Annotated in this window: 25 protein-coding genes; 12 read left to right on the forward strand and 13 right to left on the reverse strand. The window is 70.1% G+C overall.

Annotated features, from left to right (window positions below):
• Positions 1 to 89: 89 nt before the first annotated feature.
• Genes ACTIE9_RS05315 through ACTIE9_RS05335 form a run of 5 tightly spaced genes read left to right on the forward strand, consistent with a single transcriptional unit; the run spans position 90 to position 2,913 of the window.
• Positions 90 to 569, forward strand: a complete 480-nt coding sequence (locus ACTIE9_RS05315) for a DUF2975 domain-containing protein (RefSeq protein WP_439564538.1) — start codon at positions 90 to 92, stop codon at positions 567 to 569.
• Positions 569 to 781 carry a helix-turn-helix domain-containing protein gene (locus ACTIE9_RS05320; protein WP_439564539.1) on the forward strand — a complete coding sequence of 71 codons (213 nt, stop codon included), beginning with the start codon at positions 569 to 571 and terminating at the stop codon, positions 779 to 781. The genes ACTIE9_RS05315 and ACTIE9_RS05320 overlap by 1 nt, the downstream gene beginning before the upstream one ends.
• Positions 782 to 832: 51 nt before the next feature.
• Positions 833 to 1,213 carry a PGPGW domain-containing protein gene (locus ACTIE9_RS05325; protein ID WP_439564540.1) on the forward strand — a complete coding sequence of 127 codons (381 nt, stop codon included), beginning with the start codon at positions 833 to 835 and terminating at the stop codon, positions 1,211 to 1,213.
• Positions 1,214 to 1,223: 10 nt separating this feature from the next.
• Positions 1,224 to 2,213 (forward strand): LLM class F420-dependent oxidoreductase, encoded by a 990-nt coding sequence (locus ACTIE9_RS05330; RefSeq protein WP_439564541.1) that lies wholly within the window; start codon positions 1,224 to 1,226, stop codon positions 2,211 to 2,213.
• 43 nt (positions 2,214 to 2,256) lie between these two features.
• Entirely contained in the window at positions 2,257 to 2,913 is a 657-nt protein-coding gene (locus ACTIE9_RS05335) for a LysE family transporter (protein WP_439564542.1), read from the forward strand.
• Between the two features lie 14 nt (positions 2,914 to 2,927).
• Here the strand turns inward: ACTIE9_RS05335 and ACTIE9_RS05340 are convergent, their stop codons facing one another.
• Together ACTIE9_RS05340 and ACTIE9_RS05345 are read right to left on the reverse strand one after the other, a co-directional pair.
• Positions 2,928 to 3,980, reverse strand: a complete 1,053-nt coding sequence (locus tag ACTIE9_RS05340) for a zinc-dependent alcohol dehydrogenase family protein (RefSeq protein WP_439564543.1) — start codon at positions 3,978 to 3,980, stop codon at positions 2,928 to 2,930.
• Positions 3,981 to 4,208: 228 nt separating this feature from the next.
• Positions 4,209 to 6,365, reverse strand: a complete 2,157-nt coding sequence (locus tag ACTIE9_RS05345; RefSeq protein WP_439564544.1) for an ATP-dependent Clp protease ATP-binding subunit — start codon at positions 6,363 to 6,365, stop codon at positions 4,209 to 4,211.
• A gap of 172 nt (positions 6,366 to 6,537) precedes the next feature.
• On the opposite strand from ACTIE9_RS05345, the gene ACTIE9_RS05350 reads away from it, so the two are divergent.
• A complete protein-coding gene (locus tag ACTIE9_RS05350) occupies positions 6,538 to 7,188 on the forward strand; it encodes an NADPH-dependent F420 reductase (protein ID WP_439564545.1) in 651 nt (216 codons plus the stop codon).
• Positions 7,189 to 7,199: 11 nt separating this feature from the next.
• Here the strand turns inward: ACTIE9_RS05350 and ACTIE9_RS05355 are convergent, their stop codons facing one another.
• The gene (locus tag ACTIE9_RS05355) at positions 7,200 to 8,309 is read right to left on the reverse strand and encodes a class I SAM-dependent methyltransferase (RefSeq protein WP_439564546.1); all 1,110 of its coding nucleotides are present in this window, start codon (positions 8,307 to 8,309) and stop codon (positions 7,200 to 7,202) included.
• Positions 8,306 to 8,674 (reverse strand): response regulator transcription factor, encoded by a 369-nt coding sequence (locus ACTIE9_RS05360; RefSeq protein ID WP_439564547.1) that lies wholly within the window; start codon positions 8,672 to 8,674, stop codon positions 8,306 to 8,308. Before ACTIE9_RS05360 ends, ACTIE9_RS05355 begins: the two co-directional genes overlap by 4 nt.
• A 43-nt stretch (positions 8,675 to 8,717) precedes the next feature.
• Between ACTIE9_RS05360 and ACTIE9_RS05365 the strand changes: the two genes are divergently transcribed.
• Positions 8,718 to 10,757: an ATP-binding protein gene (locus ACTIE9_RS05365; RefSeq protein WP_439564548.1), complete on the forward strand. Its 2,040-nt coding sequence runs from the start codon at positions 8,718 to 8,720 to the stop codon at positions 10,755 to 10,757.
• A gap of 24 nt (positions 10,758 to 10,781) precedes the next feature.
• On the opposite strand, the gene ACTIE9_RS05370 is transcribed toward ACTIE9_RS05365, so the two are convergent.
• The 4 genes from ACTIE9_RS05370 to dnaK are packed head-to-tail and all read right to left on the reverse strand — an operon-like array spanning position 10,782 to position 14,671.
• The gene (locus ACTIE9_RS05370) at positions 10,782 to 11,198 is read right to left on the reverse strand and encodes a heat shock protein transcriptional repressor HspR (RefSeq protein WP_439564549.1); all 417 of its coding nucleotides are present in this window, start codon (positions 11,196 to 11,198) and stop codon (positions 10,782 to 10,784) included.
• Positions 11,199 to 11,203: 5 nt separating this feature from the next.
• Complete coding sequence (locus ACTIE9_RS05375) at positions 11,204 to 12,175, reverse strand: DnaJ C-terminal domain-containing protein (protein ID WP_439564550.1); 972 nt, start codon at positions 12,173 to 12,175, stop codon at positions 11,204 to 11,206.
• Between the two features lie 7 nt (positions 12,176 to 12,182).
• Positions 12,183 to 12,794, reverse strand: a complete 612-nt coding sequence (locus ACTIE9_RS05380) for a nucleotide exchange factor GrpE (RefSeq protein ID WP_439564551.1) — start codon at positions 12,792 to 12,794, stop codon at positions 12,183 to 12,185.
• A 2-nt stretch (positions 12,795 to 12,796) separates the two neighbouring features.
• The gene (dnaK, locus tag ACTIE9_RS05385) at positions 12,797 to 14,671 is read right to left on the reverse strand and encodes a molecular chaperone DnaK (RefSeq protein ID WP_439564552.1); all 1,875 of its coding nucleotides are present in this window, start codon (positions 14,669 to 14,671) and stop codon (positions 12,797 to 12,799) included.
• A 196-nt stretch (positions 14,672 to 14,867) separates the two neighbouring features.
• On the opposite strand from dnaK, the gene ACTIE9_RS05390 reads away from it, so the two are divergent.
• Positions 14,868 to 15,449 carry a DUF2165 domain-containing protein gene (locus ACTIE9_RS05390; protein ID WP_439564553.1) on the forward strand — a complete coding sequence of 194 codons (582 nt, stop codon included), beginning with the start codon at positions 14,868 to 14,870 and terminating at the stop codon, positions 15,447 to 15,449.
• Between the two features lie 109 nt (positions 15,450 to 15,558).
• On the forward strand, positions 15,559 to 16,950 hold the full coding sequence (locus ACTIE9_RS05395) for an MFS transporter (protein WP_439564554.1): 1,392 nt from the start codon (positions 15,559 to 15,561) through the stop codon (positions 16,948 to 16,950).
• 7 nt (positions 16,951 to 16,957) lie between these two features.
• Here the strand turns inward: ACTIE9_RS05395 and ACTIE9_RS05400 are convergent, their stop codons facing one another.
• Complete coding sequence (locus ACTIE9_RS05400) at positions 16,958 to 18,241, reverse strand: ATP-binding protein (protein ID WP_439564555.1); 1,284 nt, start codon at positions 18,239 to 18,241, stop codon at positions 16,958 to 16,960.
• Between the two features lie 70 nt (positions 18,242 to 18,311).
• Positions 18,312 to 18,806 carry a MarR family winged helix-turn-helix transcriptional regulator gene (locus ACTIE9_RS05405; RefSeq protein ID WP_439564556.1) on the reverse strand — a complete coding sequence of 165 codons (495 nt, stop codon included), beginning with the start codon at positions 18,804 to 18,806 and terminating at the stop codon, positions 18,312 to 18,314.
• 126 nt (positions 18,807 to 18,932) lie between these two features.
• On the opposite strand from ACTIE9_RS05405, the gene ACTIE9_RS05410 reads away from it, so the two are divergent.
• Genes ACTIE9_RS05410 through ACTIE9_RS05420 form a run of 3 tightly spaced genes read left to right on the forward strand, consistent with a single transcriptional unit; the run spans position 18,933 to position 20,562 of the window.
• Positions 18,933 to 19,271, forward strand: coding sequence for a hypothetical protein (locus ACTIE9_RS05410; protein ID WP_439564557.1), 339 nt, complete (start codon positions 18,933 to 18,935; stop codon positions 19,269 to 19,271).
• Positions 19,268 to 20,065, forward strand: a complete 798-nt coding sequence (locus tag ACTIE9_RS05415) for an isocitrate lyase/PEP mutase family protein (protein WP_439564558.1) — start codon at positions 19,268 to 19,270, stop codon at positions 20,063 to 20,065. Before ACTIE9_RS05410 ends, ACTIE9_RS05415 begins: the two co-directional genes overlap by 4 nt.
• Positions 20,062 to 20,562 carry a hypothetical protein gene (locus ACTIE9_RS05420; RefSeq protein WP_439564559.1) on the forward strand — a complete coding sequence of 167 codons (501 nt, stop codon included), beginning with the start codon at positions 20,062 to 20,064 and terminating at the stop codon, positions 20,560 to 20,562. The genes ACTIE9_RS05415 and ACTIE9_RS05420 overlap by 4 nt, the downstream gene beginning before the upstream one ends.
• A gap of 9 nt (positions 20,563 to 20,571) precedes the next feature.
• Here ACTIE9_RS05420 and ACTIE9_RS05425 read toward each other — a convergent pair whose 3' ends face one another.
• Genes ACTIE9_RS05425 through ACTIE9_RS05435 form a run of 3 tightly spaced genes read right to left on the reverse strand, consistent with a single transcriptional unit; the run spans position 20,572 to position 22,108 of the window.
• Positions 20,572 to 21,435: a prenyltransferase gene (locus tag ACTIE9_RS05425; RefSeq protein ID WP_439564560.1), complete on the reverse strand. Its 864-nt coding sequence runs from the start codon at positions 21,433 to 21,435 to the stop codon at positions 20,572 to 20,574.
• Positions 21,432 to 21,749 (reverse strand): lycopene cyclase domain-containing protein, encoded by a 318-nt coding sequence (locus tag ACTIE9_RS05430; RefSeq protein ID WP_439564561.1) that lies wholly within the window; start codon positions 21,747 to 21,749, stop codon positions 21,432 to 21,434. Before ACTIE9_RS05430 ends, ACTIE9_RS05425 begins: the two co-directional genes overlap by 4 nt.
• On the reverse strand, positions 21,746 to 22,108 hold the full coding sequence (locus ACTIE9_RS05435) for a lycopene cyclase domain-containing protein (RefSeq protein ID WP_439564570.1): 363 nt from the start codon (positions 22,106 to 22,108) through the stop codon (positions 21,746 to 21,748). The genes ACTIE9_RS05430 and ACTIE9_RS05435 overlap by 4 nt, the downstream gene beginning before the upstream one ends.
• Between the last annotated feature and the right edge of the window lie 7 nt (positions 22,109 to 22,115).

The raw sequence follows: 22,115 nt of genomic DNA on the forward strand, positions 1-22,115 counted from the left end.
GGCTGCTCAGAACGAGGGCCCACGCACCCTCGACAACACCTATCGATGAACGATAGCTTTCTCTCGTATATCGATAGACAGGAGTCATTGTGGCCCGCTGGACCCGGATCCCCCTGCTGGCACTCCTGACACTGATCAGGCTGATCGTTCTGGCCCTGCAGACGATCGCGCTCCCGGTTCTGGCCACCGAGTGGGCCCGCGAAGCCCCGGAGTTCGAATTCCTCGCCATCCCACTCGCCGTGTCCGCCGTCGGCGCCGGGGTCTGCGTGCAACTCGCCCTCGTCGTCACCGGGCGGCTCGTTGTCTTCGTGCACAGCGGCCGCATCTTCGGGCGTGACGCCGTGCCCTGGGTCGACAGCCTGGTGGCGTGTGCGGCCGTGGCGACGACGATCGTGCTCGGCACCTTCCTCGCGCTCATCGCCGTCGGCACTGGAGGGCCGCCCGCGTTGAGCATCCTGATGCTCACGGCGATCGTCGGCGGCACCACGGTAACCCTGCTCCTCATCACCATGCGCGCGCTGCTGCGGCAGGCGGTCGCGCTCGACGCCGAGCTGTGCGAGGTCGTCTGATGGCCATCGTCATCACGATCGACCGGATGCTCACCGAACGCCGCATGAGCGTCGGCGAGTTCGCCGACCGCATCGGCATCACCCCCGCGAACGTCGCCGTGCTGAAGAACGGCCGCGCCAAGGCCGTGCGCTTCACGACGCTCGACGCCATCTGCCGGGTGCTCGAGTGCCAGCCAGGCGACGTGCTGCGGTGGGAGCCCGACGAGGGCTGACGCGAGCCTGATTCCGGGCGGTCTCCAAGCCGCACCCCGCAGGCTGGAGGGGTGAACCAGCCCGACCCGCGCATCCTGCAGCCCGGCGACCCCGGGTACGAGGCCGCGGGCGCGGCGCCGCGCATCACGAAGCCGCGTTCGGCGGCCGCCTCGGCACGCGAGGCGATCCGCCGCCGACCGAAGCTCGAGAAGGCCTACCGCACGGGCGTGACGGTCGTCGGCGGCACGACGGTCGGGCTCGGCGTCGTGCTCATGCCGCTGCCCGGCCCCGGCACGCTCATCGCGCTCGGCGGCCTCGCGATCCTCGGCACCGAGAGCGAGCGGGCGAAGAAGCTCAACCAGCAGGGTGTCGACCTCGTGAAGCGCGCCGGCACCGCGGCCAAGGCGGCGAAGGCGAAGCGCGACGCCCGGAGGAGTGCCCCGCAGGCGTAGCGTGGAGTCCATGCGATTCGGACTCTTCATCCCCCAGGGCTGGCGCCACGACCTCGTCGACATCGAGCCGACCGAGCAGTGGGCGGTGATGAAGCGGCTCGCTCTGCACGCCGACGCGGGCCAGTGGGAGTCGATCTGGGTCTACGACCACTTCCACACCGTGCCCGTGCCGAGCGATGAAGCCACGCACGAGGCCTGGACCCTGATGTCGGCATTCGGTGCCGTGACCGAGCGCGTGCGCCTCGGCCAAATGTGCACGTGCATGGGGTACCGCAACCCGGCCTACCTCGCCAAGTTGGCGGCGACGGTCGATCACGTCTCGGGCGGTCGCGTCGAGATGGGCATCGGCGGCGGCTGGTACGAGCACGAGTGGCGCGCCTACGGCTACGGGTTCCCCGAAATCGGCGATCGCCTGCGTGCGCTCGACGAAGGCGTGCAGATCATGCGGCAGGCCTGGTCGCAGGGCACGGCGACGCTCGACGGCCGCTACTTCCAGGTCGACGGCGCGATCGTGCGGCCGCTGCCGGTGCAGAAGGAGGGCATCCCGCTGTGGATCGCGGGAGGCGGCGAGAAGGTGACGCTGCGCATCGCCGCGCAATACGGGCAGTACACGAACTTCGCCGGCACGCCCGAGGAGTTCACGGCCAAGAGCGAGATCCTCCGCGGTCACTGCGAACGGCTCGGCACGAGCTTCGAGGCCATCACGCGCTCGTCGAACTACAACACCGTCGTCGGCCGCGACGAGGCCGAGGTGGCCGAGCGCATCGCCGCGATCGAGGCGCGCCTGACGCGGTTCATCGGCGCCGAGCGCGCGGCGAAGGCCGTCGCCGACCTGCGCAGTGGCGCGGGGCTCGCGGGCACGCCCGAGCAGCTGATCGAGCGGCTGCAGGCCATGCAGGCTCTCGGCATGACCTACGCGATCACCTACTTCGCCGAGGCCGCCTACGACACGAGCGGCATCGAGCTGTTCGAGAACGAGGTCATGCCGGCGCTGCGGTAATCTCGTCGATCCGGCCTGCCGGCCGCCGATCGAGAGGAGCACTGTGCTGGATGCGCTGATCGCGGGCGTCATCGCCGGCTACGCCATCGCAGTGCCCGTCGGCGCGATTGCGGCCCTGCTCATCACGCTCGGCGCGCAGCATGGGGCCCGTGTCGCCGCCGGTGGCGCGTTCGGCGCCGCCACGGTCGACGGCGTGTACGCGACCATCGCCGTGACGGCAGGGGCGGTGATCGCTCCGCTCATCGCGCAGATCGCCGAGCCCCTGCGCTGGATCTCGGTGGCCGTGCTGCTCGTGCTGGGCGTCGTGCTCGCCCTTCCCGGGCTGCGGCCGCGCACGGGCTCCGTCACCGCGGCATCGATCGAGAGCACGGATGCGGAGCCGGGGCCGCGCGTGCGCACCATGACCTTCCGGCGCCTGTTCGTGACGGTCGGCGCACTGACGCTCGTCAACCCCGTGACGGTCGTCTACTTCGCGGCGCTCGTCGGCAGCTCGACGCTCGCGGTCGATGCAGGGGTGCCCGAGCGCGTCGTGTTCGTGCTTGCCGCGTTCGCCGCATCGCTCAGTTGGCAGCTGCTGCTCACGACGGCAGGGTCACTCGTCGGGCGCGTGCTCACGGGGCCGACGGGCTCGCGCGTCACGGCACTCGTCGGGGGCGCACTGGTCATCGCCCTCGCGGTGCGCGCGGCGCTCGCGCCCTGACGCGACGACCGCCTCTACGGCCGCACGAGCACCTTGATCGCGCGGCGCTCGTCCATGGCTGCATAAGCCTCAGCGACGTCGGCGAGCGGCAGCTCGAGGTCGAAGACGAGACCGGGCTCGATCGTGCCGTCGAGCACGTCGATCAGCAGCTCGTCCACGTAGTTGCGCACAGGGGCCACGCCACCGTTCACCCCGACGTTGGAACCGAACAGCGTGCGAATCGGCAGCTCGGCTCCCCCGTTGGGCACGCCGACGTAGCCGACCATGCCGCCAGGGCGCGCGCTGCGGATCGCCTGGTCCATCGACTCGGCCGTGCCGACGCACTCGAGCACAGCATCCGGCCCGATCCCGTCGAAAAGTGCGTGCACGGCAGCGATGCCCTCGTCGCCGCGCTGCTCGACGATGTCGGTCGCGCCGAAGCGGATCGCGAGTGCCTGGCGGTCGGAGTGCCGCGACATCATGACGATGCGGGCTGCTCCGAGGCGCTTCGCCGCGATGACGGCACACAGGCCGACAGCCCCGTCGCCCACGACAGCCACTGTCGCGCCCGGCCCGACCCCGGCCGACACGGCAGCGTGTTGGCCGGTGCCCATGACATCACTCAACGCGAGCAGGTGCGGCACCATCGCGTCGTCGACCGGGCCGGGCACCGCCACGAGCGATCCGTCGGCGGTCGGCACGCGCACGAGCTCACCCTGTGCGCCGTCGGCGAAGTGGCCGTCGCGGTCGTCGCGGCCCCACCAGTTGCCGTTCAGGCACGAAGGGCTCACCCCGTTGCGACAGTTCGCGCACGTCATGTCGCAGTCGTAGAACGGGGCGATCACGAAATCGCCGGGCGTCACGGCAGTGACGTCGGCGCCGACCTGCTCGACGATGCCGACGAATTCGTGGCCGATCCGGCGTGGCTCCTTCGTCTCGGTGACGCCACGGTAGGGCCACAGATCGCTGCCGCACACGCATGCGGCGACGACGCGCACGATCGCGTCACGGCCCGTGCCGCTCAGCTGCGGGTCAGGCACCTGCTCGAGGCGGATGTCGCGGGGGCCGTAGATCACCGTTGCACGCATGGGCTCGAGGCTACCGACTCGTCGTGAACGGTCAGTGGATGCTGAGCGCAGACGGTCGCGGAACGCTGCGTGCGCAGGAGGGGTTGCGGGGTTCCGCGCGCGGGTACGTTCGATCGTCGATCGGTCACTCGTTGGGTCGGTCGACGGAATCAACCACAACGAGTGACCGATCGAGCACCTCACGCGCACGTGCGTGCGCCGTGGCAGGGTAGCGAGCGCAGCCGCGACCTACAGGGTCGGCAGGTCCTCCATGCGCGTCACAGCGAGCCCCTCACCCTCGACGTCGACCCGCACGACATCGCCGTCACTGATGGTGCCCGACAGGATGGCGCGGGCGAGCGCGTCGTCGATCTCGTGCTGCATGAGCCGGCGCAGCGGTCGCGCGCCGTACACGGGGTCGTAGCCGCGCTCGGCGAGCCAGGTGCGGGCATCCGGCGTCACGGCCAGCTGCAGGCGCCGCTCGCTGAGGCGGCGCTCGAGGCGGTCGATCTGCAGCGAGACGATCTGCCCGAGGTCGTCGGTCGACAGCGGCGAGAAGACCACGATGTCGTCGAGGCGGTTGACGAACTCGGGCTTGAAGGCCTGCCGCACGATGTCGTTCACCCCGGCGACCTTCGCGGGCCAGTCGAGCGACGGGTCGATGAGCAGCTGCGAACCGAGGTTCGAGGTGAGGATGAGGATCGTGTTGCGGAAGTCGACCGTGCGGCCCTGGCCGTCGGTCAGCCGGCCGTCGTCGAGCACCTGCAGCAGCAGATCGAAGACCTCGGGGTGCGCCTTCTCGACCTCGTCGAGCAGGATCACCGAATACGGCCGACGGCGCACGGCCTCGGTCAACTGGCCGCCCTGCTCGTAGCCGACATAGCCGGGAGGGGCACCGATGAGGCGCGAGACGCTGAACTTCTCGCCGTATTCGCTCATGTCGATGCGCACCATCGACTTCTCGTCATCGAACAGGTAGTCGGCGAGCGCCTTGGCGAGCTCGGTCTTGCCGACGCCCGTGGGGCCGAGGAAGAGGAACGAGCCGGTCGGGCGGTCGGGGTCGCTGATGCCCGCGCGCGTGCGGCGCACCGCTTCGCTCACGGCGGCGACGGCGTCGCGCTGGCCGATGATGCGCTTGCCCAGCTCAGCCTCGAGGGTCAGAAGCTTCTCGGTCTCGCCCTGCGTGAGCTTGTCGACGGGGATGCCCGTCCACGCGGCGACGACCGCCGCGATGTCGTCGTCGGTGACCTGGTCGTTGACCATGCGCGGGCCGCTCTCGACGCTCTCGGCGTCGGCGAGCTGCTTCTCGATGCCCGGGATGATCTCGTAGTTGAGCTTCGAGGCCTGCTGGTACTCGCCCTCGCGCATGGCCTTGTCGAGCGCGATGCGCGCGTCGTTGAGGCGCGTCTTGAGCTCGCCGACGGCGGTGAGCCCCGACTTCTCGATGCTCCAGCGCTGCTGCAGGGCATCCCGCTGGGCGGTCTTCTCCTTCAGCTCGTCGCGCAGCTTCGCGAGGCGGGCCTTCGAGGCCTCGTCCTTCTCCTTCTTGAGCGCGAGCTCCTCGATCTCGAGGCGCGTCACGGCGCGCTTGAGCTCGTCGAGTTCGACCGGGCTCGACTCGATCTCCATCTTCAGCCGGCTGGCGGCCTCGTCGACGAGGTCGATGGCCTTGTCGGGCAGCTGGCGGCTCGTGATGTAGCGGTTGCTGAGGGATGCCGCGGCGACGAGCGCGCTGTCGGCGATCGACACCTTGTGGTGGGCCTCGTAGCGCTCCTTGAGGCCGCGCAAGATCGCGACCGTGTCTTCCACGCTCGGCTCGCCGACGAAGACCTGCTGGAACCGGCGCTCGAGCGCGGCGTCTTTCTCGATGTGCTCGCGGTACTCGTTGAGGGTCGTCGCGCCGATCATGCGCAGCTCGCCGCGCGCCAGCATGGGCTTGAGCATGTTGGCGGCCGCGACCGAGCCTTCGCCGCCGCCCGCGCCCATGAGCGTGTGCAGCTCGTCGATGAAGGTGATGACCTGGCCGTTCGACTCGTCGATCTCCTTCAGCACGGCCTTCAGGCGCTCTTCGAACTCTCCGCGGTATTTCGCGCCCGCGACGAGCGCCGAAATGTCGAGGCTCACGAGCTGCTTGTCTTTCAGCGAGTCGGGAACATCGCCCGCGACGATGCGCTGCGCGAGCCCTTCGACGACGGCCGTCTTGCCGACGCCGGGCTCGCCGATGAGCACGGGGTTGTTCTTCGTGCGGCGGCTGAGCACCTGGCTGACACGGCGGATCTCGGCGTCGCGCCCGATGACCGGGTCGAGCTTGCCCGAGCGGGCGATCTCGGTGAGGTTGACGCCGTACTGCTCGAGGGCAGACTTCTGCTGCTCCTGGCTGGAGGGGGCGCCCTGCATGTTGGCCATCGTGTTCTCTCCTGAGACGTCGGTGACGACAAACCTGAGTCGTGACGACTCAAGTTTACGCCGAGAGGGGCCGCGGCACCAGGCCCGCGCGCACGAGCTCGTGCGCCCGTGGCGAACGCTACCCCGCGGTGTTCGGGGGAATACCGAGTGCGCCGCACAGCTTGACCCCGACATGACCTCCACGATCGGCATCATCGGTTCGGGCAACATCGGCAGCGCCCTGGCGCGCGCGTTCACGGCCGCGGGTCACCGCGTCGTCATCGCCAACTCGCGCGGCCCCGCGACCCTCGCCCCCCTCGTCGGCGAGCTGGGCGAGCTCGCCTCGGCGGGCACCGTCGAGCAGGCAGCGCAGGCCGGCGACCTCGTCGTCGTGACGATTCCGCTGGGAGCCGTCACAGGCATCCCGAGCGCCCTGCTCGACGGCCGCATCGTCATCGACACGAACAACTACTACCCGGCCCGCGACGGGCACATCGCCGAGCTCGATGACGAGAGCCTCACGACAGCCGAGTACGTCGCACGGCACTTCGCGGGGGCGACGGTCGTGAAGGCCTTCAACCACATCCCCGCGCTGCACATCGCCGAGCACGCGCAGGCCGCGGGCACGCCCGACCGTCGCGCGCTCATGGTCTACGGGGAGGATGCCGGGGCGGTCGAGCGCGTCAGCGCCCTCATCGACCAGATCGGCTTCGATGCCGTCACCGGCGGCGGGCTCGCCGAGAGCTGGCGCATCCAGCGCGACACCCCCGGCTACGGCCCGCGCTTCACGGCCGCCGAGCTCGCCGAGAAGCTCACACAGGCGCGGCGCTACCGCGACCAGTAGGCGCGGCACGGTTATCGGCGGCGCGACACCGTCACCGTGAACTTCGGGGTGCGCGCCGCCTGCCGCGTCGGGCCGACCGCCCGCTCGAGCGCTGGCGCGTAGGCGAGGTGGCTGTTCCACACCGACCACAGCTGCCCGCCCGGCCGCAGCACGCGGCCCGCTTCGGCGAACAGCCGCAGGGCGATGCCCGTGTGCACGGCCGCGCCCACGTGGAACGGCGGGTTGAGCACGATCAGGTCGGCGCTCGCGTCGGGCTGCTGCGAGAGCCCGTCGTCGTGCACCGTCTCGACAGTCACGCCGTTCGCCGCGGCCGTGAGCGCGGCGCTCTGCACCGCGACGGCTGAGACGTCGCTCGCGATGACGCGCGCCCCGGGTGCCCGGCGCGCGAGGAAGGCCGCGAGCACGCCCGAGCCGCACGCCAGGTCGATCGCGGTCGCGTAGGCGGGCAGCCCCTCGGCGGCATCGAGCAGGGCACGCGTGCCGATATCGAGGGATGCACCCGCGAACACCCCCGGCAGCGCGACGATGTGCAGCTCGTGATCGGGGTCGTAGCCACGGGCGGGCTCGACGGGCGCGAGCCGGCGCGGCCCCCGCGCGGTGAGCAGACGCGCCTTGCCGCGCGCGAGCGAGACGTCGACGCGCTCGAAGCTCGCGCGCAGCACCTCGTTCTGCGCGGGCGTCATGTGCTTGAGCAGGTTGCCCGCCACGAGCACGGCATCGGGCCCGGCGCGCGCGGCAAGCGCGCGAGCGACCGCATCGAGCCGGTCGAGCGAGCGGGGCAGGCGCAGCAGCGCGAGGGGGGCATCCGGTGTCATGACGGCGTCGAGGGAGTGCTGCTCGATCGCGGTCGCACCGCTGGCCGCGGCGTTGGCCGCGAGGGCGCGCTGCGCGACGAGGGAGTCGTGATGCACGCGCACGGCCGACGCGCCGAGGGTGAGGGAACCGAGAGCGAGCGCGCCGTGCGTGTCGTCGACGATGGCGACCGGACCGGAGGCGGCCGCGAGCATCGGGGCCGCGGTGTCGAGCAGGTAGCGGTCGGCGGCATCCCACGCGCGCAGCTCGGGCGCCTCGACGTCGGGGCGGCGCCGGAGACTGTCGAGCAGTTCATCGAGGGTCGTCATGGGCGCTCGAGCAGGGCCGCGACCCGCGCTTGCAGGTCTCCCGAGCGGAAGGGCTTGATGAGGAACTCGTCGGCTCCGGCATCGAACGCGGCCTGCAGGTCGCTCTCCTGAGCGCGCGCGGTCAGCATGAGCACGCGGACCGTGCTCGCGGTGGTGTGCGCCCGGAGGGCTGTACAGACCTCGAGGCCCGTGAGGCCGGGCATCATCCAGTCGAGAACGATGAGGTCGGGGCGTTCGTCGATCGCGAGCCGCAACCCGTCGACACCGTTGTCGGCGGTGATCAGATCGTGGCCCTCGCGGGCGAGTCGTCGCTCGACGAGGGTGAGGATATCTGCCTCATCCTCACATATCAGAATTCGCGCCACCGCCGCAACCTCTTTTCGCCGGATCCGGGCTAGTCTCTGCCGTGTGATCGCGGTTCGTCAACGTGACCTCCAGGGTGAGGATGCCGCGCTGCTGGGCGCTGTCGGGCTGGTGCAGCGATCGCGCGAGATGCGCTGGCCAGCCTACGCGGCTCTCGTCACGAGCCTCGCCCTCGTCAGCTTCACCCTCGGCTTCACCGCTCTGTACCTGACCCCGGCCGGCAGCACGACGGCGATCTGGTGGCCCGCGGCCGGCACGAGCGCCATCCTCTACCTCGTCTACCGCGGGCCGCGCTGGCAGGTGCTCGTGATCGTCGCCGCCGTCGCCGCGCTCTCGAACGTGCTGATCGGTCGCCCGCCGGAGTTCGCCCTGTGGGCGTCGATCGTCGTGGTGAGCGAGCTCGTGGTCTTCGCGTGGGTGCTCGGACCCCAGGGTCGCTCGGCGATGCTCGCGACGTCGCGCGGGCTGTTGCGGTTCATCGTGGCTGTCGTCAGCGCCGCGCTCACCGTGGGTCTCGTGGGGATGCTCGGCTTCTTCCTGCTGACCGGCGCCGAGCCGCTCGTGAGCTTCGTGGCCCTCGTGCCCTCGCACCTCTCGGCCCTGCTGCTCATCGTGCCGATCGCGCTCGTGCCGCTGCCGCGACGACCCCGCGGCCAGACCCTCGAGCTCGTGCTGCAGGTCACCCTCACGACCATGGTGACGCTCCTGGTGTTCGCGCCCTTCCAGACCGAGGCCATCGGCGCCCTGCTGTTCCCGTTCTTCGGCTGGGCCGCCGTGCGCTTCGTGCCCATCGTGGCGACCGTCGAGCTCGTCGTGCTCGGTGCCGTGGGGTCGGTGCTCACCGTGCTCGGCGGCGGGCCCTACGCCGAGCCCGACCCGGACGTCTCGGCCACCCTGCTGATCCAGGTCTACCTGCTCTCGATCGCGCTGACCGTGCAGTTCATCACCGTCGTGCGCAGCGAGCGCGCCGAGCTGCGCGCCGAGAACGAGCGGCGCGCCACCCTCCTGCGGGGCGGGTTCGTCGGCTCGCAGGTCGGCTCGATGTTCGTGCGCGCCGAGCCCGGCGCGAGCCCGCGCATCCTCGAGATCAACGAGGTCGCGGCCGAGCTCGTCGAACCCGACTGGTTCGACCCGCTCATCCTCGCCTGGCTCGACAGCGGCGTCGATGACCTCACGAGCGAGGCGCTACTCGCTGACGGCCGCACGGTGCAGCTGCACGGTCGACGCGTGCCGACCGCCGACGGCGACACGGTGCTGGGCCTGCAGATCGTCGACATCAGCGACTTCGTCGCGGCACAGGAGGCCATGGCGCACGCCGTCGAGCGCGAGCGGCGCGTCGCCGACGAGCTGCGGGAGCTCGCACGGCAGAAGGACGACTTCGTCTCCGCCGTCAGCCACGAGCTGCGCACGCCCATCACGAGCATCGTCGGTTTCGCGGAAGAGCTGCACGACACGGCGACCGACGACCAGCGGCAGGCCTCCGAGATCATCGTGCGCAACGCCGCGCGTCTGACCGAGATGGTCGAGGAGCTTCTCGAGCTCGGGCGCATGACGGCGCCCAACCCCGTGCGTGAGACGAGCAGCCTCGACTTCACGGCGATCGTGCGCGACGCCGTGATCGACCAGTCAGCAACAGCGCGAGAGGCACGCGTGACCGTCGAGACCGACTTCTGCCCTGACCCGACACTCGTCGTGGGCAACGCGAACGCCCTCGGTCGCATCGCGACCAACCTGCTCGCCAACGCCATCAAGTTCGCACCGGCGGAGGGCTCGGTGCGCGTCGCGACCGCGTGCGCCGACGGAACGGTGCGCCTGACGATCGACGACTCGGGGCCGGGAATCAGCGATGCCGATCACCCGCGGGTCTTCGAGCGGTTCTTCCGGAGCGCCGACGCGGCGAAGCGGCAGACGCCCGGCACCGGCCTCGGGCTCTCGATCGTGAAATCGCTCGTCGAGCTGCTGGAGGGGCGCATCGACATCGAGCGCTCTTCGCTCGGGGGTGCGCGCATGGTCGTCACCCTGCCGCGAGCGACGGATGCGGTCGAGAGCGATGGCGCTCCGGTCGCGGCCGCGACACCGGCCTGAGGCCGCGAGCGAGCAGCCGTCGGGCTAGCCGCGTCGCAGCGGACGCCAGACGACGAGCTGGTTCGCCTTCTGGGCCCGCGTGCCCGCCTTGATCGACACGACCTCGCCCTCGACGCCCGCGGCGAAGACGCGCCGGCCCGGGCGGGCGAGCAGCTCATCGGCGAGCGCCGTCTCGAGCTCGCGCACCCGCGCGCGCAGTGCGACGACCTCGTTCTCGAGTTCGAGGATGCGCCGGATGCCCTCGAGGTTAAGCCCCTCGGCGCTCAGCCGCGCGATCTCACGCAGCTGCACGACGTCGCGCATCGAGTAGCGGCGGCTCTGCCCGGCGGTGCGCGTGGGCGAGACGAGGCCGAGCCGGTCGTACTGCCGCAGCGTCTGCGGGTGCATGCCCGCGAGCTCTGCCGCGACAGCGATCGCGAAGATCGGGCTGTTCTCGTCCATGGCGGTCATCCTCTCGCGCGAGCGATCAGGTCGTCACGGGGGTTCTCCGGCGGCAGGGCCGCCGCGAACTGCTGCAGGTGCGTCGTCGCCTCGGCGCTCAGGTGCGACGGCACCGCGACCTGCACGGTGGCGAGCAGATCGCCCGTGCCCTTCGAGCTCGTCACGCCGCGACCCTTGACCCGCAGCACGCGCCCGCTCGGGGTGCCCGCCGCGACGCGCAGCTTGACCGGCTCGCCGCCGAGCGTCGGCACCTCGATCGTGGCACCGAGGGCCGCCTCGACGAACGTGACGGGAACATCCACTCGCAGGTGCAGACCGTCGCGCGTGAACACCGGATGCGGGCGCACCTGCACCGTCAGCACCAGATCACCCGGCTCGCCGCCGTCGTGGCTCGGCTCGCCCTTGCCGCGGAGACGGATCTTCTGCCCATCGGCGACCCCGGCGGGGATCTTCACCTGGATGGGCTTGCCCCCGCCCGGTCGCTCGAGCGTCACGGTGTCACCGTGCACAGCGGTCGTGAACTCGAGCCCCACCGTGGCAGCGTGGTCGCGCCCCTTCGTGGGGCCTCCGTAGCGACGGCCCCCGGCCGCCCCCGGTGCCGCGTTGCCGAAGAGCCCGCCGAAGATGTCCTCGAAGCCGCCGGGGGCCGTGCGGCGGCCGCCCGGGGCGGCACCGCCGAACATGCCCCCGAACACGTCATCGAAGCCACCCGGCGCGCCGCCCGCGCTGAACCGCGCACCCGAGCCCATGGCCCGGATCTGGTCGTACTCGGCCCGCTGCGCGGGGTCGCTCAGCACCGAGTGCGCCTCGCTGATCTCTTTGAAGCGCGCCTCGGCGGCGGCATTGCCCGGATTCGAGTCGGGGTGGTACTGCCGCGCGAGCTTGCGGTACGCCTTCTTCAGTTCAGCCTCGGTGACGTCCTTCTTCACGCCGAGCACGGCGTAGAAGTCTTTGTCGAACCAGTCTTGACTGGCCATGCGTCACCTAGCCCTGCGGAACCGAGACGGCCACCTTGGCCGGCCGCACGAGGCGGTCGCCGAGGGCGTAGCCGACCTCGATGACGTCGGCCACCGTCTGCGACGTGGCCTCGGCGCTCGGCAGCTGCACGATCGCCTCGTGGAACGCCGGGTCGAAGGGCTCACCGACCACACCGACCGAGCGCAGACCGTAGCGCTCGAACGACTGCCGCAGCTTCTGCGCGACGAGCTCGAGGGGGCTGCCCTCGAGGTCACCGTGCGCGGCAGCCCGATCGAGGTCGTCGATCGCGGGCAGCAGCGAGCGGATGACATCGGCGATGACCGCCTCGCGGTTGGCCGCGCGGTCGCGCTCGACGCGCGTGCGGAAGTTCGCGAGCTCCGCTTCGGCGCGGGCAGCGCGATCGCGGTACTCCTCGATCTCGCGCTGCCCGGCCTCGGAGAGGATGTGGTCGATGTCGGCGTCGAGCGAGTTGCCGCTCTCCGACACCTCCACGTCCGCGTCCTCCGCAGCGACCAGGTCCTCGGCCGACTCCGCGTCGGTCACGGCGCCGTCCTCGGCGAGCGGCTCGGCGTGCTCGTCGAATTCCTCAGGGCTGTCGTCGCGCTTCTTGGCCGCCATGGCTACTTCTTGTCCTTGCCGCCGTCAGCGCTCTTGTCGTCCTCGTCGTCGACGATCTCGGCGTCGACCACGTCTTCATCGTTCGAGACAGGGGTCTCCTGGTCGTCCGACGGCGTCGGCTCCATCTGCGACGCGGCGTAGATGGCTTCGCCGAGCTTGGTCTGCGAGGCGTTGAGGGCGTCGAACGCCGTCTTCACGGCCGCGTCGTCGTCACCGGCGAGGGCGGTCTTGAGAGCATCCACATCGGCCTGCACCTCACCCTTGACGTCGTCAGGAAGCTTGTCCTCGTTCTCCTTGATGAGCTTCTCGATCGAGTAGACGAGCTGCTCGGAGTTGTTGCGCACCTCGGCCTTCTCACGACGCTCCTTGTCCTCCGCGGCGTGCTCCTCGGCCTCGCGCACCATGCGCTCGATGTCTTCCTTCGCGAGCGACGAACCGCCCGTGATGGTCATCGACTGTTCCTTGCCGGTGCCCTTGTCTTTCGCGCTCACGTGCACGATGCCGTTGGCGTCGATGTCGAAGGTGACCTCGATCTGCGGGATGCCCCGCGGGGCAGGGGCGATGCCGGTCAGCTCGAACGTGCCGAGGTTCTTGTTGTCGCGCGTGAACTCGCGCTCGCCCTGGAAGACCTGGATGGCGACGGAGGGCTGGTTGTCGTCGGCCGTCGTGAAGGTCTCGCTGCGCTTGGTCGGGATGGCCGTGTTGCGCTCGATGAGCTTGGTCATGATGCCGCCCTTGGTCTCGATGCCGAGGCTCAGAGGGGTGACGTCGATGAGCAGAACATCCTTGCGCTCGCCCTTCAGCACGCCGGCCTGCAGGGCCGCGCCGACAGCGACGACCTCATCGGGGTTGACGCCCTTGTTGGGCTCGCGGCCGCCCGTGAGCTTCTTGACGAGCTCGGTGACGGCGGGCATGCGGGTCGAGCCACCGACGAGCACAACGTGGGCGATGTCGCCGACCTTGACGCCGGCCTCGCGGATCACGTCGTCGAAGGGCTTCTTCGTGCGGTCGATCAGGTCGCTCGTGAGCTCTTCGAACTTGGCGCGCGTGAGCGTCTCGTCGAGGTTGGCGGGGCCGTTCTCGGTGAGCGAGAGGTACGGCAGCTGGATGTTGGTGCTCGTCGAGCTCGACAGCTCTTTCTTCGCCTGCTCGGCGGCCTCCTTGAGGCGCTGCTTGGCGATCTTGTCGTTGCTGACGTCGACGCCCGTCGACTCCTTGAACCGCTTGGCGAGGTAGTCGACCACGCGGGCATCCCAGTCGTCGCCACCGAGACGGTTGTCACCGGCGGTCGAGCGCACCTGGATGGTGCTGAAGTCGTCGTCTTTGCCCACCTCGAGCAGGCTCACGTCGAACGTGCCGCCACCGAGGTCGAAGACGAGGATGAGCTCGTCCTCCTTGCCCTTGTCGAGGCCGTAGGCGAGGGCGGCCGCGGTGGGCTCGTTGATGATGCGCAGCACGTTGAGGCCCGCGATCTCGCCGGCCTCCTTGGTGGCCTGGCGCTCGGCGTCGTTGAAGTAGGCGGGCACCGTGATGACGGCGTCGGTGACGCTCTCGCCCAGGTACTGCTCCGCATCCCGCTTCAGCTTGGCCAGGATGCGCGCGCTGATCTCCTGCGGGGTGTACTTCTTGTCGTCGATCTCCTGCTTCCAGTCGGTGCCCATGTGGCGCTTGACGCTTGCGATGGTGCGGTCGACGTTGGTGACGGCCTGGCGCTTCGCAGTCTCGCCGACGAGCACCTCGCCGTCTTTCGTGAAGGCCACGACCGAGGGGGTCGTGCGGAAGCCTTCCGCGTTGGCGATGACGGTGGGTTCTCCACCCTCGAGAACGGAGACGACGGAGTTGGTGGTTCCGAGGTCGATGCCGACGGCACGAGCCATGGTGGTGCTCCTTCTGGTTCAGTACTGCGAAGTCTGCAGGCGCGAAAGGTTGAGTCGCGATGTATCAAGTTTGAGATTCGGGATGCCCGCTGTCAAGTCGAGCGCGGCAAACCTGCGTCGCTCTGGCTCAACTCTCAGGCTCGGTTTCTCGATACGCTGAAGAGGAGGCATTGACGCCTCACGAAAGGAGTTACTGATGACCACCCCATCCACCCCCGCCGCGACCGGCGCCGCGACCCCATGGTGGCAGCGCCTCGGCTCTCTCTCGGTCGCCGCACTCGTGCTGGTGGCCACCAACGGGCTGTACATGCTGCTCGTCGCCTTCGGGAACATCACCGATTACGACACGAACTACGCGTTCGTCGAGCGGGTGCTCGCGATGGACACCACGAACTTCGGTCAGGGCCAAGACGTCAATCTCGACCCCGACATCATGTGGCGCGCCATCGACAACCCCGTGCTGGCCAACGTCGGCTACATCGGCCTGATCATCGCCGAGGCGCTCGCCGGCATCGTGCTGCTGATCGCTGTCGTCGCCTGGGTGCGTGCGATGCGCGGCTCGGTCTCGTTCGCCGCGGCCCGCTCGCTCGCGACCCTCGGTCTGATCCTCGTGATCCTGGTCTTCTTCACGGCCTTCATCACGGTCGGCGGCGAGTGGTTCAACATGTGGCGCTCGGTCGACTGGAACGGCCTCGACCCGGCCCTGCAGAACGCGGTGCTCGCGATCCTGACCCTTGTCGTGGTGCACATGGTGCGCGACGAGAAGTCGACGGCGTAGCGCCGCACCGACGGGGGTGCGGGCTTCCCGCACCCCCGTCATCCGCACCAGCGAAACCAACGCCGTTTCGCGCTACCTGCCGTTCACCCCTGCGGGGTAGCGTGAGCGCATGACAGAGAAGTCCACCGATAAATCGATCCCGGTCACCGCGAACACCGGGGCGGTGGGCATCATGGGGCTCGACCTGCAGGAGGGCGTCGCCGTTCCTCGCAAGCGGGTCTTCGCGTGGGCGTTCTGGGACTGGGCGACGCAACCGTTCAACACCGTGCTGCTCACCTTCGTGTGGGTGCCCAGCTTCCTCACGAGCACCTTCTTCATCGACCCGGCGGTCATCGGCACCGCGGGCGAAGAAGCCGCACTCGGGCAGCTCGCCAGCAACCTCGGCTACGGCATCACGGTCGCCGGCCTGCTCATCGCGCTGCTCGCGCCGGTCATGGGCCAGCGCGCCGACCGGGCCGGGCGGCAGAAGCTGCAGCTCTTCATCTTCACGGCGCTGCTCATCGTCGCTCAGCTCGGGCTGGTGTTCGTGCAGCCGGGCGCCGAGTGGTTCTGGATGGGCGTCGCGCTCATCGCGATCGGCAGCGTCTTCGGCGAGATCGCGGGCGTCAACTACAACGCCCTGCTCATCTCGGTCTCGACCCCCAAGACGATCGGCAAGGTCTCGGGCCTCGGCTGGGGCTTCGGGTACCTCGGCGGCATCGTCGCGCTCACGATCGTCGTCGGCCTGATCCTCGGCGGAGTGCTCGACGGCGAGTCCGGCACGACCTTCCAGCTCATCGCGCTCGGCGCCACGATCTGGACGATCATCTTCGTGATCCCGATCTTCCTCAGCGTTCCCGAGCCGCCCAAGACGGCCGCGGCGGAGAAGGTCGGGTTCTTCCGCAGCTACGTCGAGCTCGTGCGCGGCGTCGTGCGGCTCTACCGCGAGACCCGGCCGACCTTCTGGTTCCTGCTCGCGAGCGCGGTCTACCGCGACGGCCTCTCGGCGGTCTTCACCTTCGGCTCGGTCATCGCCGGCATCGTCTTCGGCTTCGGCTTCACCGACCTCGTGATCTTCGGCATCGCGCTCAACATCGTCGCCGGGGTCTCGACGATCCTCGCCGGGCGCCTCGACGACCGCTTCGGCCCCAAGCGGGTGATTCTCGTGTCGGTCTTCGGGCTCGTCATCTGCACGCTCATCGTCTTCTTCTTCGCCGACCTCGGCGCGGGGCTGTTCTGGGCCGTCGGCATCGTGCTCGCCGCCTTCGTCGGGCCCGCGCAGGCCGCCTCGCGCTCGTTCCTCGCCCGGGTCACTCCTGCAGGGCGCGAGGGCGAGGTCTTCGGCCTCTACGCGACCACGGGCCGCGCGGCCGGCTGGATGGCCTCGCTGCTCTGGGGCGTCTTCATCGCCGTCGCCGCCAACCAGACCCTGTTCGGAATCCTCGGCATCACGCTCGTGCTGCTCGCCGGCGGCATCATGCTGCTGTTCGTCAAGGCGCCGCCGAAGACGGTCGAGGCGTAGCGCTCGCCTAGGTGCGGGCGAGGGCCGCGATGTCTTCGCGGAACTCGCTCGCGACCTCCGACGAGACCGTCGCGCGCGTGCGGGCGATCGCCGTGAGGTAATCATCGGTCGAGGGGCCCCGGATGCCCGCCCCCGGTGCCCCGAAGACCGACTGCTCGAGTGCCGCCTGTGACGCCGATCGCGCCGCGAACTCGATGTCGGCGGGCGAGTAGCCGTCGCTGCTCGCCACGAGCTGCGGCAGGTCGACCTCGCCCTCGACCGAATCCGGCACGTAGCGCGACCAGATCGCCGCGCGCGCCGCAGCATCCGGAAGCCCGGTCGGGATGACGTAGTCGAAGCGGCCGTGGCGCAGGAAGGCGTCGTCGAGGGCGCGGATGAAGTTGGTCGCGCAGATCAGGAGCCGGCCCGGGGCATCCCGAAACGCGGGGATGATCTTGAGCAGCTCGTTGGTCACGCCCTGCATGGCCGACGGCGGCTCGCCGCCGCGCTGGGCCGCGATCTCCTCCACCTCGTCGATGAAGACGATGACGTGGTCGAGCTCGGCGATCGTCGCGAAGGTCTCGCGCAGCCCGCCCGCGAGGCCCTGCGGCCCGTGCGCGAGCCGCGAGGGGAACACCTCGACGAAGGGCCACTGCAGGCGCGAGGCCACCGCCTTCGCGAACGTGGTCTTGCCGGTGCCGGGCGGGCCGAAGAGCACGATCGAGCGCGGCGGCTCGACCCCGAACTGCTCGGCGAGCGCCGGGTCGGCGAGCGGCAGCACGAGGCGACGCTCGAGCAGCTCTTTCTCGGCCTGCATGCCCGCGATCGAGCCCCACAGATCGCGGGGCAGGATGCGCCCGCCGAGGTCGCGCAGCGCGGTCAGCTCACGCTGCTTCACGGGGATCTCGCGCTCGAAGTAGCTCAGGTGAGCGCGGTCGGCGAAGCCCGCCTTGGTCAGGGCGCCGTGCTGCTGCTGCGCATCGGGAACGAGGATCGACAAGCGCGTGAGGCCCTGGGGCGCCATGCGCTGCTCGAGCGCGGCGAGCAGCGAGCCGGCGATGCCCGCGCCGCGCGCCGACGCCGTCACGGCGAGGAAGACGATCCATCCCTGGTCGTGAGCCGCGCGCGCGACGACGATGCCGAGCACCGTCTCACCGTTCACCGCCACGACGGCATGGTCCTTCTCGCACGAGGCGAGCACCTCGGCGAGCGCGTACACGGGCTCGACGCCCTCGTGGCGCACCTCGTCCCACAGACGCAGAATCGCATCCATGTCGGAGGGCTGATAGTCGCGCAGGCGCACCGAGCTCATGCGCGATGGTGACAACCGAAACCGTGAGTCGCGCTCGGCATCGCTGACAGTGTGCCGAGGGTAGGCGCGCTCAGCTCGGCCGGCTGCCCGCGACGAAGCGCGCGAGGAGGGCGGCGAACTGCGCCCGCTCGTCAGGCGTGAAGCCGTCGAGCGCCCGCTCGACCGCGGCGCGGCGCTCGCGGCGGCGCTCCTCCAGCACGGCACGGCCGGCGTCGGTGAGGGCGATGACGCTGCGCCGGGCATCCGTCGCATCGGTCGACCGCGTCACGAGGCCGCGCTCGACGCAGTCGGCGACGACACGGCTCGCGCGCGGCTGGTCGACGCCGATGGCGGCGGCGAGCTCGCTGACGCTCGCGCCGTCGCCGAGGCGGTCGAGGGTCGAGAGCAGGCGGTAGCGGGCCATGTTGGCGAAGGGATGCTCGTGCCGTCCGCCCTTCCACCCGAACGGCCCGTGCTGCCCGGGCTGGTGGGCCGGCCTGCCGGGGCGGCCGTTCGATCGGCGCAGCTCGCTCACGGCGCGCTCGATGGCCGCGATGGGGTCGAGGTCGTCGGGCTGCGCATCCATGGATGTCACGGTACATCGAACGTGTTCGCCGAGAGCGCTCGGCGCCTCGTTGTGCTGCGGCTGGAATATATGTAGGGTGACATTCGTTGTCACATGACATACACATTCTCTGAAGGAGACTCCCCCATGAAGAACTCATCCGAACCCTCTGACCGCCCCGCGTTCGACGCCAGCACGATGACCCCGCGCCGCTGGATGCGCGTCGCCGCCTGGCGCAAGCGCGCCCTCGCTCACGAGTACTACCGCGGCCTCGACGACACCGCCCGCGAGGGCATCAGCGACGAGGACTACGCCACGACCATGGCGACGCTCGAGACGATGGCCCGCAACCTCGGCTGGGACGAGAGCCAGGGCGTGCCGCACGGGCGCCCGGGCTACGGTCGCTGGCCCGGACACGGGCACCGCCGCGGCCACCACGGCCGATGCGGCGCACACCGCGGCGATCGTGAGACCGTAGAGGCATGACCTCACCCGCCGAAAAGGCCGCCGCTATCACCGCCCTGCATGTTCCGGGCGATCCCCTGATCGTCGTGAACGTGTGGGATGCGATGACGGCTCGCATCGTCGCCCGCACCCCCGGGGTGCGGGCACTCGCGACCGCGAGCCACTCGGTGGCCTTCTCGCTCGGCGTGGACGACGGCGAGGGCATGTCGGTCGACATGGCCCTCGCCGCCGCCGCGCGCATCACCGCCTCGACCGAGCTGCCCGTGAGCGTCGACTTCGAGCGCGGCTACGCGGCCGACGCCGCGGGCGTGCGCGACAACGTCGCGCGGCTCATCGAGGCCGGCGCCGCGGGCCTCAACATCGAAGACTCACTCGCGGGCGCGACGAGCGCACGCCGACCCATCACCGAGGCAGCGGAACGCGTCGCCGCCGCCCGCGCCGCCGCCGACGCGGCGGGCGTGCCGCTCGCGATCAACGCGCGCACCGACACCCTTGCGGGCTCCCCCGACAACTGGGACGAGGCGATCGACCGCGCGAACGCCTACGTCGACGCCGGGGCCACGAGCATCTTCATGCTCGGCCTGCGCACCGAGACGATGGTGGCGGACGCCGTCGCCGCCGTGCGGGCGCCGATCGCGGTCTTCGCGCATCCCGGCTACCTGCCCCTCGCCCGCCTCGCCGAGCTCGGCGTCGGGCGCATCTCGTTCGGCCCGCAGATTCTCGGCCTCACGCTGTCGCACCTCGCCGATGCCGCGGCGCAACTGACCGCGCGCGGCGACTACCCGGTCGAGCTCGGCTACCGTTACAAGTTGTGAGCTCCGACCCCGACTCTCTCGATGACGAAGCCGACCTCGATCGATCGGGGCCCGGCTGGCAACCCCTGCTCGAGCGCCCCGGCTACGAGCAGTGGTGGGACGGCGACGCCTGGCGCGGCCGCCCGCATCGCGAGCCCGACCCGTTCTCGGCGTTCGGCCCAGAGCTCAGCCGCAGCATGCGCCCCGGGCCGAACCGTGCCGCCGCGTTCGCGCGGGCGGGCACCGGCTTCACGCTGCTGGGCTTCGTGCTGCAGACGGTGGTCGCGACGGGGGCCGTGAGCATCCCGGGCATCGACCCGATCGCGCTCACGCTCGCCTCGCTCGCTCTGGCCGCCGTCATCGCCGCGCTCACCGCCGTCGCGGCCGCTCTCGCCCTGCGGTCCGCCCCGCGCCTCGGTGGGCGGGCGATCGCGACGCTCGCGCTCGGCGTGAGCATCGTGCTCGGTCTCGCTCCCGTGCTGCTGCTCACCGCGATCGGGCTCGCGGGCAGACTGTAGACGCCAGCCTCAGCGATTGATCGCCCAATAGATCATGAGCATCGTCACGATCGCCCCGGCGATGAAGTTCAGCAGCAGGAACCGCTTCCAGCCGCGATTGGCCGTCTCGGCCGTCTCGTCGGTGATCATCCAGAACTGGGCGACGATGACGACGTACGGCACCGCGGCGAGCAGGGCGAGCGGCCCCGGCCACTCGGTGCCCAGCAGCAGCAGGCCCGCGAGCGCGTAGGCCGCGACCGCGAGCCGGGTCGTGGCGCGCGCCCCGAAGACCGTCGCGATCGACGCGAGCCCGCCCTCCCGGTCGGCGATGACGTCCTGCACCGCGCCGAAGGCGTGCGAGGCCATGCCCCAGAGGAAGAACGAGATCAGGATCAACCACAGGGCGGGCGTAAACACCGCGCCCGCGAGAACGAGGCCGTAGACCGCGGGGCTCACGAAGTGGGTCGACGACGTGATCGAGTCGAGCACCGGCTTCTCTTTGAAGCGCAGGCCTTTGGCCGAGTAAGCCACGACGGCGAAGACGCTCACGGCGAGCACGATCCACGACAGGTGCGAGCCGAGCGCGACGAGCGCGATGAGGAACGGCACGTTCGTGATGACCGCCGCCCACAGCGTCGTGCGGTGGATGCTCGGATCGAGCAGTGCCCCCTCCACACCGCCCTTGCGCGGGTTGCGCAAGTCGCTCTCGTAGTCGAAGACGTCGTTGATGCCGTACATCGCGAGGTTGTAGGGGATGAGGAAGTAGATCGTGCCGATGATGAAGGCGGCGTCGCTGCGGCCCGTCGTGAGCAGGTACGCGGCGGCGAACGGGAATGCCGTGTTGATCCAGCTCAGGGGGCGCGAGCTGACGAGCAGCTGACCGAGGGTCCTCACGGTTCCCCATCATGGCGGCTGGGTGTGCGCCGCAGCAGCTCCCACACCGAGGGCAGCAGCACGAGGGCCGCGACCGTGTAGGCGAAGTCCTCAATCGGTGCGAGGCCGATGAGCACGCCGCTGATCAGGCTGTCGTCGTAGGCCACGATGCCGGTGCCGATGATCACGTTGTCGAAGATCGCCGTGAGCGTGAGCAGCAGCACGGCGGCGAGCCCCACCGCGCGCCAGCGCGGGGCCCGGCGAGCGACGATGGCCGCGATCGCGACGAGAGCGACCACGGTGAGGAAGACGATGTTGAGGAGGGTGTAGGTCATCCCGCCGCCCCCTCATCGATCGAGGCGGTGGATGCCCGGCGCGACCATCGGCCATCCAGCCAGTCGACCGCCGCCGTGTACGCGTTCATCGTGTTGTAGCAGAGCAGGGTGAGGAAGAAGACCTCTTCGATCGGCAGCTCGGGCCCGATGAGCAGCCCGGTCATGAACTCGGTCTGCCCGCGGAAGAAGATGCCGAGCAGGATGCCGCCGAGGTCCCAGACGAGGAAGAAGGCGACGCCCAGCGGCAGGACGATCGCCGCCCGGCGCGCGTCGCGCCAGAAGAAGAGCCGGAAGCGGCGGTCGAGCAGCACCATGCCCGTGATCGACACGGCGAGCGCGGCGAGGTACGCGAAGTTGATCGGAGAC

Source organism: Microcella sp. (assembly GCF_051860105.1).
Lineage (GTDB): Bacteria > Actinomycetota > Actinomycetes > Actinomycetales > Microbacteriaceae > Microcella.